Consider the following 12669-nt stretch of genomic DNA (forward strand, 5'->3'; position numbering starts at 1 on the left):
CTTATTTAAATATAGGTATAGCACCATATTTACCTTGAATATAATCTTTATTAAAAGTAGCATCCTCACGAACTTTAAGGTCTGAAAGTGCATATATATGGGATTCTCCTCTTAAATCCTTATCAACGAAAACAACTTCATCACGTCTAAACTGTTCCTTGTTTAATAAAGAAATATCATGAGTTGTGAAAATTAATTGGGCACTTTTATTGGAACTAGATTGAAACATATCTACAATGAATTTTGTTAAAAGTGGATGTAATCTTGCAGACATTTCGTCAATTATAAAAACACCGCCGTTTTCAATCATATCAACAATATTTTGTATATAAGATAAAAATCTAAGTGTTCCTGTAGACTCTTGGAAAAGATCAAAATACTTTTTATCAATTACATTTTTAGAGTCATCGTAAACATTATGGATAGTTTTTATAACTTTTTTATTTTCCTCTTTCCCGGTCTCATCATTAAAAACTACCTTATCTTCAATCTTTAATCCGGATATTCCTACATCTATTTGCTTAAGATATCCTTCTATCTTCATTCTATAATCTTTATCATCAATAAGCTTTTTCTTTAAATTTATATTAGTGGTAACTTTTTTTACACTAGATTCAAAGAACACCTCAAGATAAACATTATAGTCTTTAACAAAGAAATCAATAAAATCCTTTAATACTAAATCCTTTGTTTCTTCATCTAAGAAATATTCAAGAACTGAAATATAGAGCCTTTCTTTAGGAAACTTAGTATACATTTTAAGCTCTTTTTCATATTTTTTACCAAAGGAAACCTTAGAATCTCTTTCAAATACTTTTTTGTCATCAATATAATACCACTCATTTAAAACCTCAGAAGAAGTACACTCAAATCCGTATTGTATTTGTTTATTATTATAATAAAATATTATTTCAAACTCAGATACATCATTTATTTTATCTGTAAGCATAAATGGTTCTAAGCTAGTTTTAAACTTTTGTTCTTTTAAAATAGGATCATCATTTTTACTTTTAGAAATAAATTGATCAAATATATACTTTTCAAAGAAAAACATTGCAGAAATAAGATTAGACTTTCCTGATGCATTAGCACCATATACTGCTGTAGTCTTTAAAAGTTTTAAATCCTCTGACGCCTTAATAACATGAGAAGGATGTTGTTTATATGATGTAGCTCTTAAGTCTAAAAAAACTTCATCTTTAAAGGACGTAAAATTTTTCGCTTTAAACATAATAAGCATAATACTCACCTCTTTAATACTATTATAATAATTTCAAACATAAGAATCAATTGAAATTACGAATTTTTCGTATATGTATAGTATTATTGCTTATTTTTTATGATTATATTCTCTCAATCTTAGAAAAAATCAATTTTCTTCTTCATGTTCACGGCAAGCTTTAGTTTTAAACATTGTAGTATGCTGCCTTTTCTTATCACTAAACATTGAATTTTTTCTCTCTGTTTCTTCATAAGAAGTTCTAAATGGATTAGTATAATGTATATAATTAAATATATTCTTCCCACGCCAAACTTCTTTTCTAATACGTATTTGATAAAAAGTATACCCTCTTTGCTTACTAGAATTAAAGGGATAGTTTACAGCCCCAGTAATTTCTTTATGCTCATTTTCAATCCCAAACCAATCAGTTTCTGAAATCATCTCATTTTTTAATCTTGGTATAGCTGCTAAATAGTTTGTCCCATCTTTTTCATATAATAACTTTCCGCTTATAAGGTCTACAGTTTCAGACCCGCTAATTATAAATCCATCGTGCCAATATGGATTACCTTTAATCCACTGAAAATATTCAATTCCATACATTCGCTTGTCTTTTAATTCAACATAAACAAAGGTTGCTTTTAAATTATTTTCCCCTGCTTTTTTAATAGTCTTGAATCCACCATACTGGTCTTTCGCATTTTCTTCAGTATAGTCAAACATTAAAGTTTCACTAGAAACATCTATATGTATAGCATCTTTTAACATATTAATATCCTTATCTTCCATATCTTTAAGAATAGTCTTTGGAAATCCCATATTAATTAGCTTATCTCGATACTTTGAAGACTTTGCAGAAACAAATTTTGTTGAATCTAATTTAATATGGTTAGATCCTAAATTGCAGATTATAACTAAAATAATACATCCAATTGTGTATCCTAAAACATGTTTTTTACTTTTAAAATCCTTAGACTCATCTAAGTTTTTAAATTCAACAGAAGCTAAATCCTCTCTTAATTCACTAAGTAAATAAAAATTATAAAAATAAAGAATAATTACAGGAATAGATATAAACCAAACACTTCCAAGATTTTTTATGGAAAAAATCACAATAAAAACCCTCCAAATAATTATACGTAAAAGAGGATCTTTACTTGGTTTTACACCATTTTCTTCAAAGACTTTATTTATTCCTTTTCTAAATATAAAAAGAAAACTTACTTGAAAAACCGTTAAAATAAATACCATGATAAAATTATTTTTTAAAATAACATTTAAAGGAGTATTTACATGTATTAACCCAAATGCATGCACTGCCAAATTTATTATAGAAAAAATCCATGCATTCTTCAGTTCTTTATTTTCCTTACGTAAATCATAAAAACCTATGTATAAAAGCCCTACTCCAATGGTTGATAAAATATACTTCAAATTGAAAAAATCGAAGACCATTACAGTAAGTATAAATCCCCAGGTAATGCTGTTTATAGGTTTACTCCAAGGATTACTCTTCTTTTGTAGTTGAAAATCAATGTTGCTAATGCTTTTCATTTACTCCCCCTAATCTTTTGAGTTTATAAAACTCACTCAAAATTTTCATCTAATGTTTGTTTGAAGCTAATTTTTCGTTACCGTATATATTTGAAATGCTTCTAATTTTTTATAGTTACTTTACTTACTATTTTATTTGTTATTTCTCATAAATTCAAATACCAAATTCAAATCTCCAATTTAGCTATTGTATAGTTTATAATTTTGTTTTCTTTTCATTCCACAACCCTTTGATTGCACATATTCAAATCCAAATTTAGAATATAGTTTATCAGCAGGTTTATTGGCAATCAAACATACATATGCATCCTTATCAGTGTTCTTTTCTAAATAGGAATCAATTTCTTTCATAATCATTTTACCAAAGCCCCTGCCTTGGTAATCTGGATGGACCATAATATCAGAAACAACATAAGTTATTCCTTCATCACCAACAATTCTTCCAAGTCCAATCAACTTTTCCTTTTCCCATAAAGAAACAATAAATAATGAATTTTTCAAAGCTATTTCTGATTTAGATAAATCTTTCCTTCCCATACCTGTTTTCATTCTCAACGAAAGATATTCCCTAGCTGATGGGGAATCATATCTTATATCCATATCTATTAAACCTCCTATTTTTCATATAATATGCTATTGTGAACTACACTACTTATAGAAATAAACTCTTTTAATTAGGATAGCATCTCTAAAGAGTATTTCATAAATTCTTTCAATAATGGTGATAACCACTTGTTTTTATGGTAAGACAATTGAATCAAAAATTTGATTTCCTCATCTTCCCCTATTCTTCTTACTTTTTTATCTTTAATTAAATCTTCCACGCACATCAAAGGTAATAAGCTAATTCCAAGGTTACTTACCACACATTGTTTTATGGCTTCAGTATTTGAAAACTCCAGTGTACTTTTTGGTGATATTCCCTTGTTATATAAATAGTTTTCCAAGAAATTTCTTATAGCACATTCTTTTTCTGTAAAAATAAAGCATTCCTTATTTACTTCATCTTTATTTTCTGCACTTATTTTATCCAAATTATTTTCCCCTCCGCTTATAAAAACAAGAGGCTCTTCATTAATTTTATCTACTACCAAATCCTTACTAGCTATAGCAGGTTCAAGGGTTAAATTTAAATCCACTTGGCCTGTATATAACTTTTCTTTAAGTCTTAAGCAATTGTCACTTATTAGTGTTATATTAACCTTTGGGTACTTTTCTCTAAATTTAGACAACACCGGCTGAAGTCTGTATACTATGATAGATTCAGAAACTCCTATTGAAATATGTCCATTTAAAATTTCTTTATCCGCTGAAATATTTTTGATTTTATTGTAAGTGTCTAATAGCTCAACCACATACCCATATAACTCTTCCCCTACACTAGTTACACTAATCTTTTTGCCTAATCTGTCAAACAAAGCTGCTCCAATTTCTCTTTCAAGGGATTGTACATGCTCCGTAACAGTAGATTGCCCATAATTTAATTCTTTAGCTGCTTTAGAAAAACTTTTAAACTCGACTACTTTTTTAAAGGTCTTCAACTTACGAATTTCCATTTCTCTATCCTCTTTTCATAATCTATTATCCCTAATTCTAAATATATCATTTTCTCATAATTTATTATCTCTAACTTAGAATATAAGTATCATTTTTATAATCTATTATCCTTAGTTTCAAATATATATCCTCATTTCATATCTGTCATATCTAACCATGAATATAGGTATTATTTTTTCATAATCTATTATGGCTAATTCCCAAGGTAAGCATCATTTTTTAATATCTATCATGGTTAATTCCAAATATATATTCTCTTTTCACACCTATTATCGTAATTTCCGAATACAATTATCATTTATTTTGATTTTACCGAACTACTTAGTGATGCTATAATTTTATTACGAAATACATACCTTGTAAACACTTTATATTTGAAAGGGGAATTATTATGAAAAAAGTTTGTCTATTACTTGCTAATGGATTTGAAGCCGTTGAAGCAAGCGTTTTTACTGATGTTATAGGTTGGAATAATCTTGAAGGAGATGGCAGTACTAAATTAGTTACCGTTGGATTAAGGGATACTCTTAAATGCACATGGAATTTTACTGTTACTCCTGAGCTTAATATAAAAGACTTAAATGTAGATGATTTCGAAGCTTTAGCAATTCCTGGTGGCTTTGAAGAAGCCAATTTTTATACCGATGCCTATAGTGAAGATTTTTTACGTGTCATAAGAGAATTTGACAAACAAGGAAAGATTATCGCTTCAATTTGTGTTGGATCCCTTCCTATTGGTAAAAGTGGTGTTTTAAAAGGAAGAGACGGAACAAGCTATAGCCTTAACGATGGAAAAAGACAAAAAGAATTAGCTTCCTTTGGTGTAAATGTTATTCCCCATAAAGAAATAGTTATAGATAGAAATATCATAACTTCATACAATCCTTCTACAGCCTTCAATGTAGCCTTTACTCTTTTAGAATTACTTACATCAAAAGAAAATACAAACAAAGTAAAGAGACTAATGGGATTTATAAAATAAAAAATCTCACTTAAAGAAATCAGAATTATTTTCAACTTTATGGGATATATAACTTTATTTCATAAAAAACCCCACCTACTTATGATACAGAGAAATCTATCATAAGCAAGTGAGGTTTTTTAAATCTATTATTAGGTTACAAAATATCATCCTATTTTAATTTTATATTTTCTTTACACTTTTTAATTTCTATTTTCCTTACACTTTTTAATTTTATTTTTTTCTTTACAATTTTTAATTCTATTTTTTCCTTACAATTTTTAATTTTATATTTTCCTACACAATAAAAAGTTACCATCTTTCAAAGAAAATTTGCATAATAAAAATCTTTGCGCATATAACATATTTCCTTGGTAATAATTTACATTTATTTCTAATCACAAAACCTTATTTTTCACTCATTTTACTCTATTTTTTAAAAACAGCATTCTACTATTCTAAAATAGGTAAAGGATTTTTTATTAAAAATACCCCTTTAAAACATAACTTATCACGTTAAGCATTCCTCTTTGAAGCCACGAAATAGTTTATTCCTACCAATGCAACTACTGATAGATACACATACATCATATATTGGCCATTCCACTTAGATACTTGCATTTGTGATATACCAGTTAAGTTTGCACTTATAAGCCCAATAACATAAGCAGCTGGTATAATTATCAATAAATATGGTGCTAGTTCTTTTGACTTTTTAACTACTAAAAGATATATACACCCTGTCAATAAATTACTAATTCCAAATGTATTCATAAGAAACATTGTATCCGGAGTCTGAGTCATATGAGCAATATTTTGGGATGCATACCAAATGTTAAATGTATGCATAAATCCTCTAAACAAATCAAGGAAAGCAACTAATATTAATGTAACCACTGCAATTTTTAAAGACTTTTCTTTTGTAAACATATTTTTTCCTCCTTATATACCAAAAGTTTTTGTGCTACACCTTTTTTTCATATTTAAGTAAAACATTAAAATTTATGCTGAGTTTAATTTTTAACTTCTAAATCATCTAAAAACTATATTTTTTTATCTTTTCTTGGTGTCATAACAGATAATACAAACATAATCAATGCAATAATCATGAGAGGTAAGTTTCCCTTTGCCCCTGGTGCTGTTCCAATAGTAGGAACTGGTTTTGCCATGGATACATAGGTTCCTCTAAAAAGATATTCTATAAACATTAGTAAATACCACATTGGAATCATAGAACGGTATCTTATAGATGAAACTAAATACATTATCCCAATAATCAGCTGGGAAAGTCCCCATAAACTGAAAATCCCTATAACTGCAGCAGAACCTTTATCCGTAAAAGCATCAAGTGGTATAGTTGCAATGCTTTGTGCACCGCCATCTGGAGAAAACATATGATGCTGACTTCTCCATATAGTTACCGCCGTCAAAGCATAAAATACGTAAAGGGCTATCTTGTACCCTTTGAATTCATTATTAATAACCTTTGGAAATATTCTTTCAATTATCTTTTTCATAATTAACCTCCTTTATGCTAAAAGATACATTGTAACATTTATAAATTTAGTATATACTAGTGCTATATAGGGCGCAATAGATTCAAACTATCTTATACATATAAGGGAGATGTGTCACATGAAAAGAATCAAGCAGGTCAACGAGTCCAAAGAAATGATTTATAAAGCTCTTATGGATCTTCTTTTAGAAAAAAATCTTGAAGATATCACCATGACTGAAATTGCTAAAAAGGCTCAAGTTGTCAGGATGACCTTATATCGCCATTTCAAGGAAAAAGAAGATATTATCCTCTTTGGTTTTGACCGTAATTTATCTAAAGTACTAGATGCAATGAAGAAAAAGGAAAATCCAACCTTAATGGATCTTCTAGTTTTAAGATTCAAGATTTTACAGGAATCACCCTATACAAATATCCTTGCCAAAAATCACAAATTAGATAAGTTATTTCAAACTATAGGGGCAAGGAACATACATCATTTTAGTGATATTCTACCTAAGGTAAGTACTCCCTACGAAAATGCCTTTATTGCAGGGGGAATTGATACGCTTACAAAATTATGGATAGAAAATGGAATGAAAGAATCCTATAAAGATATAGCAACTGAAGTATTAGATATTATCTATAGATTAAAGGTACTTTAATAGAATATATTTTCCTTTTAAATTCTAGATATATACTTAAATTATAGATACATATTTGAACTCCTCTATATATTTGAATTTTACATATATATTTTAATTATAGATACATTTTCCTCTATAATATCATTTGAACATTTATTCTATAAAATTACTTAATGTAAACTTAAGGTTCACATAAAATCCACTTAAATTTCAGCTTGTATAATTCACTTGAAGTAAGGCACATAAAAAATAATCTACTAGTAGCTTACTTATTTTATGTATCTAAATTTAAAATGAGGAGTAATTTTATGAATAAATCAACTACACTAATAAAAAAACACCCTATTTTATCAACACTAATACTTATAGTATTTGCTAATGGAATTACGGATTTGCCACTGCAAAATCTTCTTTATAATTTTATGCCCTATGAATTTGCTTTAATGATCTCTATCATTATTCTTCAAATGGGCAGCTTTGGATTTTTTATGTACATAGCTCGTAAACTAGGCTTTTCCAACACATTTAATATGAATTTATCTAAACCTATAAAAGATTTATGGATAACTATACCTTTCTTTTTATTAATCATAATTAATACATCTGAACAAATGAAACTAAAATTTATAACAGATACCCCAATTATATTTATACTTTACTTTTTTGCATTTTTATCAACGGGATTTTTTGAAGAAATATTATTTCGTGGTATAGGATTTAACTTAATTAATAATAAATTTGGGTCAAATACTAAAGGATTTTATTTTTCTTTATTCCTTTCAAATTTTATCTTTGGTTTTTCTCATATAACCCATTTATTAAAGGGTACAGTACCCTTAATAAATTTCTTAAATCAACTTATTTATGCCTCAATTGTAGGTATTTTGTTTACTGCTTTATACTTAAGATGTAATACTTTACTGATTCCAATGCTACTCCATGGATTAATAGATATTACTGGATGTACAAGATATTTATTTATTAAATCACCACAACTTTATTTACAATCCTTAATCCAAACACCAGTAAGCTATAAAGATATTTTTTCTAACTTGCTACTATTTTTACCTTTTCTTATTTGGGCACTATTCTTATTAAGAAAAGCTAAATTTAATAACAACAATAAAAGTAAAATTAACATATAATATTATGGATTATTATAAGACTTAGGGATAATTATTAAAAATCTACATCCCCTATTAATATCTGTTTTTAGTGATATCGTTCCATTATGCATAGTAACTATTTTCTTTGCAATAGTAAGGCCCAGGCCGGTTCCGCTGGTTTGGGTATTTTTATTTTCCCTTACAAATCTATTAAATATTTCAACTGCTAATTTTTTATCAATACCTATTCCATTGTCTTGTACTATTATTTCAATATTTTCATCTATCTCTTTTAGTGAAATTTTAATTTTGGTGTTTACTTTATTATATTTAATTGTATTGGTAATTAAATTATGAATTACTCTTCCAAAATGGATTGTATCAATTTCTGCATAAATACTTTTTTCTGGTATCTCATATTCACTTATTAAGCCCGCTTCCTCTATGGCATCTATCTCACTTGCAATTTGTATTCTCATATATTCACATAAATCAATTTTCTCAAAAGTTAGCTTATATTCTTCGCTGTCCATTTTCGAGTATTCAAATAAATCATTAATTAAAGCTTTTGCTCTTATGCTATTATCGTAAGCCATTTTTAAGTAGTGTTTCTGCTTTTTAAAATTATTCTCTTGTAAACACAATTCTAAACTTCCCATAGTGCTTGTTAATGGGTTTTTCAAATCATGAGATATATCTAAAATCAGCCTTTTTCTATTCTCTTCTATTTCTTTTCTAAGTCTCTTTTCATTTTCAAGTGAATCTGCAAGCTTATTAAAACTATCAGATAATGCTCCAAATTCATCCTTTTTATAAATTTGTAATCTTTCTCTGTAGTTTCCCTTTTCTAATGTTTTTACCATATAACAAAACATATCTAAGGGCTTTATAAAATATTTTGACGTTAATTTTGAATATATATAAACATAAATTAAAATAATCAAGAAACAAGTTAAACATAATATTGCTAAAATAAGCATGGCTTCTGGTAATACTCCTTTTGCCCTATTTATATTAAAATTAAATAAAAAGTTAACAGCAACAGGCATTTTTACAATAAGCCAAAATTTATTTTTATCATTATACTCAATACTACATTTGAAATCTCTATTATTTTCATCAATTTTATTAATAAAATCAGTCCACTTAGACATAGTAAAACTCTTATTCTGTGGCAAATTTTCTCCCCATATCGGTACAACTTTCAAATCTTTATTTACAACAAAAATAGTTCCATTATGATCTTTAATTAGTTTTGTATCAATTTTATTATAATCATCTTTAATTAACTGCTTAGCATAATTATTATCCCTATAATCATTAAAAACATTGCTTAAACTCAATAACATAATAAATACAAAAATTACTAATACAGATGCTAATATATACATTGATATATAATTTTTCATAAGCTTTCTTGAAATACTTTTTTTCATCACTTTTGTTCCTCATCTTTATTCCATTTGTACCCTATTCCTCTAATGGTTGTTATGTATTTTTTGCTACCACCTTTATTATCTAACTTGCTTCTAAGATTACTTAAATGAACCATAACAGTATTTTCATCAAACAAAAAATCTTCTTTCCATACTGCATCATATATTTGACGCTTAGTAAATACTTTCCCCTTATTCTCCATTAAAAGTAACAAAATCAAATATTCTTTTGTACTTAAATCTAATTGTTTATTGCCTTTATATGCAGCGCACTCATCTTTAACCAATTTAATGTCTTTACTTATTAATACATTTTCACTTTCATCCTTTTGCTTTTTATATAAATAATTTCTTCTTAATTGAGCTTGTATCCTTGCTTTTAATTCAGCAAAACTAAAGGGTTTTACAATATAATCATCAGCCCCAAGCCCTAATCCTAAAACTTTGTCCATTTCCTCTCCACGTGCAGTAAGAAAAATCACTGGCATATTACTTTTTTCTCTTACTTTTCTTAAAAGGTTAAATCCATCTAAATAAGGCATTATTACATCAAATACACCTAAATCTATTTCAGTTTCCCTCATTATTTTTAATGCTTCCTGTCCATTACTTGCAAAATATAAATTATAATCTTCATTCCTTAAATGTTCTTTAATAAGTTCTCTAATATTTTCTTCATCTTCAGCTACTAACACATTCATTGTCTTTTCAACCCTTTCCCTTAAACCTTATCATATATACTAATATTACAAGCTTAAAAATATATCGTCAATAATTCTCAATTAATACAAAATATAATAAATATAGAAAACCTAAATCACCAATACTTAAGACAATATCTGATACTTCTTTATCAAGCTATATATTAAATCTAATCTATTATTAATAAGTAAGAATCCTTAAAACACTCTAAAACAATTGAAATATTTTATTATATAATAATAAAACCCTATTGACCCTAACACAATGTCATAGTGTAATATAAATATAGAAATTCAATATATTGCTAAAAACTCATAGCCGGCAGAGTATTTTATTGATATATCTAAATTAAATCTTGGAGGTTAAATAATGAGAACAGTAAAACAAGTTTCAGATTTGACAGGAATTAGCGTACGAATGCTTCATCACTACGATAAAATTGAGCTACTAAAACCAACAGATTTTACAAAAGCAGGTTACAGACTTTACGATGATGAAGCCCTCCAAACCTTGCAGCAAATTTTGTTTTTCAAAGAGCTCCATATTCCTTTAAAAGAAATTAAAGATATCATGAATAGTGCCCACTTTGACAAAATGAAATCACTAGAAAAGCAGAAAAAATTAATCATCTTAAAGAGAGACAGATTAAATAATTTGATAGATCTTATAAATAAAACATTAAAAGGAGAAAACACTATGAGTTTTGAAGAATTTGATATGAATGAATATTTTAACGTATTGGAAGAATTTAAAACAGAACATGAGGATAAGGTAATTAAACTCTGGGGAAGTGTCCATAAATATAATGATTATATTGAAAAAGTTAAATCTAATAAAGATAAACTAGCTAAAACGGCTATAAAACAATATGGAAGTATAAAAAAATATGCTGAAGCTACAAAGAAAAATCTAAATAACAGTAACATGTTAAACTTATCAGAAAAATATGAAGAATTTAAAAATGATTTTCTAAAAGATAACCACCCTAAGTTAAAAGAATTATTTAAAAAACTTACTTCAGATTTAACTAAAGACCCTTCTTCTAAGGATATTCAAAAAATTGCTGAAGAAATAACCACTATAGCTAAAAAAGATTACGAAGCTTTCAACATGGTTAATGGTGATGAGCACTGGTACTGCATGATAAACCTTTATTCAGTTTATCCAGATTGGATAGAAAAAGTTGATAAAAAATATGGTAAAGGAGCATCTAAATTCATTGGAAAATCTCTTAAAAATTACTTAGGAGATAACAAACCTAGAAGGGAAATACTATATGAAAATCTTATGTCTGATTTCACTAAAGATCCTCATTCAAAAGAAATACAACAGATTATTAAGGAAATAGACTCTATAAACAAAAAGCAACAAGAAACTTGCAAAATAGATATAGGCGATAACTACTTTGGTTCCTTAGCCCATTTCTATCTGTCCGATTCTAATTTTATAAAAACAACCGATGAAAAATACGGCAAAGGAACATCTACGTTTCTTGGAGAAGCTTTTAAATTTTACGGTGAAAACAATAAGTAAAGATTAAATAATATATGTTAAATAGATAATAATGTAAATACACCTATATATAGCCTATTACTAAATAGCTCTTATAAACAATGATTTTCACTGATAAATTAGACTAATATATTATCTATATCATTAATTTATCATGAAAATTTCTAAATATAAAAAGGGAAATTCTTATGAAATAACCAGTGCACTTTTGCCCTGGTTATTTTTTTGTCTATTTTAAATTTAAAAATTATATAATAATTAAAACTCTATTATACATATTTTTGAAATTATATGTACAATAATTAAATATTATGGATTTTATTTTAAATATATGTATATTATTAAAATTTATTGAAAAATATGTAGAAAAATTAAAGCATTATAGTATAATATTAGAAAAATATATATTTTTTATAATTAAAAGTAATTAATTGCACAAATAAGAAAATAAGTACATTGACATAATTATTTAACGCT

12 protein-coding genes are annotated in these 12669 nt (G+C 27.0%); 4 read left to right on the top strand and 8 right to left on the bottom strand.

What is annotated here, in order from left to right; genetic code table 11:
* Window position 1: 1 nt before the first annotated feature.
* From ABDZ71_RS11905 to ABDZ71_RS11920, 4 genes are all read right to left on the bottom strand, one after another.
* Window positions 2-1240: an AAA family ATPase gene (locus tag ABDZ71_RS11905; protein WP_343761854.1), complete on the bottom strand. Its 1239-nt coding sequence runs from the start codon at window positions 1238-1240 to the stop codon at window positions 2-4.
* 129 nt (window positions 1241-1369) lie between these two features.
* On the bottom strand, window positions 1370-2776 hold the full coding sequence (locus ABDZ71_RS11910; protein WP_343761856.1) for a hypothetical protein: 1407 nt from the start codon (window positions 2774-2776) through the stop codon (window positions 1370-1372).
* A 180-nt stretch (window positions 2777-2956) separates the two neighbouring features.
* The gene (locus tag ABDZ71_RS11915; RefSeq protein WP_343762436.1) at window positions 2957-3325 is read right to left on the bottom strand and encodes a GNAT family N-acetyltransferase; all 369 of its coding nucleotides are present in this window, start codon (window positions 3323-3325) and stop codon (window positions 2957-2959) included.
* 125 nt (window positions 3326-3450) lie between these two features.
* Window positions 3451-4332, bottom strand: coding sequence for a LysR substrate-binding domain-containing protein (locus tag ABDZ71_RS11920; protein WP_343761858.1), 882 nt, complete (start codon window positions 4330-4332; stop codon window positions 3451-3453).
* A gap of 392 nt (window positions 4333-4724) precedes the next feature.
* Here ABDZ71_RS11920 and ABDZ71_RS11925 point away from each other — a divergent pair, with 392 nt between their 5' ends.
* The gene (locus ABDZ71_RS11925; protein ID WP_343761860.1) at window positions 4725-5315 is read left to right on the top strand and encodes a DJ-1/PfpI family protein; all 591 of its coding nucleotides are present in this window, start codon (window positions 4725-4727) and stop codon (window positions 5313-5315) included.
* A gap of 495 nt (window positions 5316-5810) precedes the next feature.
* Here ABDZ71_RS11925 and ABDZ71_RS11930 read toward each other — a convergent pair whose 3' ends face one another.
* Window positions 5811-6224 carry a hypothetical protein gene (locus ABDZ71_RS11930; RefSeq protein WP_343761862.1) on the bottom strand — a complete coding sequence of 138 codons (414 nt, stop codon included), beginning with the start codon at window positions 6222-6224 and terminating at the stop codon, window positions 5811-5813.
* A 113-nt stretch (window positions 6225-6337) separates the two neighbouring features.
* The gene (locus ABDZ71_RS11935; protein WP_343761864.1) at window positions 6338-6688 is read right to left on the bottom strand and encodes a hypothetical protein; all 351 of its coding nucleotides are present in this window, start codon (window positions 6686-6688) and stop codon (window positions 6338-6340) included.
* A gap of 241 nt (window positions 6689-6929) precedes the next feature.
* On the opposite strand from ABDZ71_RS11935, the gene ABDZ71_RS11940 reads away from it, so the two are divergent.
* A complete protein-coding gene (locus ABDZ71_RS11940; protein WP_343761866.1) occupies window positions 6930-7454 on the top strand; it encodes a TetR/AcrR family transcriptional regulator in 525 nt (174 codons plus the stop codon).
* A 290-nt stretch (window positions 7455-7744) separates the two neighbouring features.
* Window positions 7745-8581 (top strand): CPBP family intramembrane glutamic endopeptidase, encoded by an 837-nt coding sequence (locus ABDZ71_RS11945; RefSeq protein WP_343761868.1) that lies wholly within the window; start codon window positions 7745-7747, stop codon window positions 8579-8581.
* A gap of 2 nt (window positions 8582-8583) precedes the next feature.
* Here the strand turns inward: ABDZ71_RS11945 and ABDZ71_RS11950 are convergent, their stop codons facing one another.
* Together ABDZ71_RS11950 and ABDZ71_RS11955 are read right to left on the bottom strand one after the other, a co-directional pair.
* Window positions 8584-9978 (bottom strand): HAMP domain-containing sensor histidine kinase, encoded by a 1395-nt coding sequence (locus ABDZ71_RS11950; protein WP_343762438.1) that lies wholly within the window; start codon window positions 9976-9978, stop codon window positions 8584-8586.
* Window positions 9978-10679, bottom strand: a complete 702-nt coding sequence (locus tag ABDZ71_RS11955) for a response regulator transcription factor (protein ID WP_343761870.1) — start codon at window positions 10677-10679, stop codon at window positions 9978-9980. Before ABDZ71_RS11955 ends, ABDZ71_RS11950 begins: the two co-directional genes overlap by 1 nt.
* Before the next feature lie 370 nt (window positions 10680-11049).
* Between ABDZ71_RS11955 and ABDZ71_RS11960 the strand changes: the two genes are divergently transcribed.
* Complete coding sequence (locus ABDZ71_RS11960) at window positions 11050-12213, top strand: MerR family transcriptional regulator (RefSeq protein ID WP_343761872.1); 1164 nt, start codon at window positions 11050-11052, stop codon at window positions 12211-12213.
* Window positions 12214-12669 lie beyond the last annotated feature (456 nt).

Source organism: Clostridium oceanicum (assembly GCF_039521385.1).
GTDB classification, from domain to species: domain Bacteria; phylum Bacillota; class Clostridia; order Clostridiales; family Clostridiaceae; genus Clostridium_F; species Clostridium_F oceanicum.

Excerpts from the sequence above, each read along its gene's own strand:
- ABDZ71_RS11905 (WP_343761854.1), bottom strand. The coding sequence starts at position 1,240 with ATGCTTATTATGTTTAAAGCGAAAAATTTTACGTCCTTTAAAGATGAA.
- ABDZ71_RS11910 (WP_343761856.1), bottom strand. The coding sequence starts at position 2,776 with ATGAAAAGCATTAGCAACATTGATTTTCAACTACAAAAGAAGAGTAAT.
- ABDZ71_RS11915 (WP_343762436.1), bottom strand. The coding sequence starts at position 3,325 with ATGAAAACAGGTATGGGAAGGAAAGATTTATCTAAATCAGAAATAGCT.
- ABDZ71_RS11920 (WP_343761858.1), bottom strand. The coding sequence starts at position 4,332 with ATGGAAATTCGTAAGTTGAAGACCTTTAAAAAAGTAGTCGAGTTTAAA.
- ABDZ71_RS11925 (WP_343761860.1), top strand. The coding sequence starts at position 4,725 with ATGAAAAAAGTTTGTCTATTACTTGCTAATGGATTTGAAGCCGTTGAA.
- ABDZ71_RS11930 (WP_343761862.1), bottom strand. The coding sequence starts at position 6,224 with ATGTTTACAAAAGAAAAGTCTTTAAAAATTGCAGTGGTTACATTAATA.
- ABDZ71_RS11935 (WP_343761864.1), bottom strand. The coding sequence starts at position 6,688 with ATGTTTTCTCCAGATGGCGGTGCACAAAGCATTGCAACTATACCACTT.
- ABDZ71_RS11940 (WP_343761866.1), top strand. The coding sequence starts at position 6,930 with ATGAAAAGAATCAAGCAGGTCAACGAGTCCAAAGAAATGATTTATAAA.
- ABDZ71_RS11945 (WP_343761868.1), top strand. The coding sequence starts at position 7,745 with ATGAATAAATCAACTACACTAATAAAAAAACACCCTATTTTATCAACA.
- ABDZ71_RS11950 (WP_343762438.1), bottom strand. The coding sequence starts at position 9,978 with ATGAAAAAAAGTATTTCAAGAAAGCTTATGAAAAATTATATATCAATG.
- ABDZ71_RS11955 (WP_343761870.1), bottom strand. The coding sequence starts at position 10,679 with ATGAATGTGTTAGTAGCTGAAGATGAAGAAAATATTAGAGAACTTATT.
- ABDZ71_RS11960 (WP_343761872.1), top strand. The coding sequence starts at position 11,050 with ATGAGAACAGTAAAACAAGTTTCAGATTTGACAGGAATTAGCGTACGA.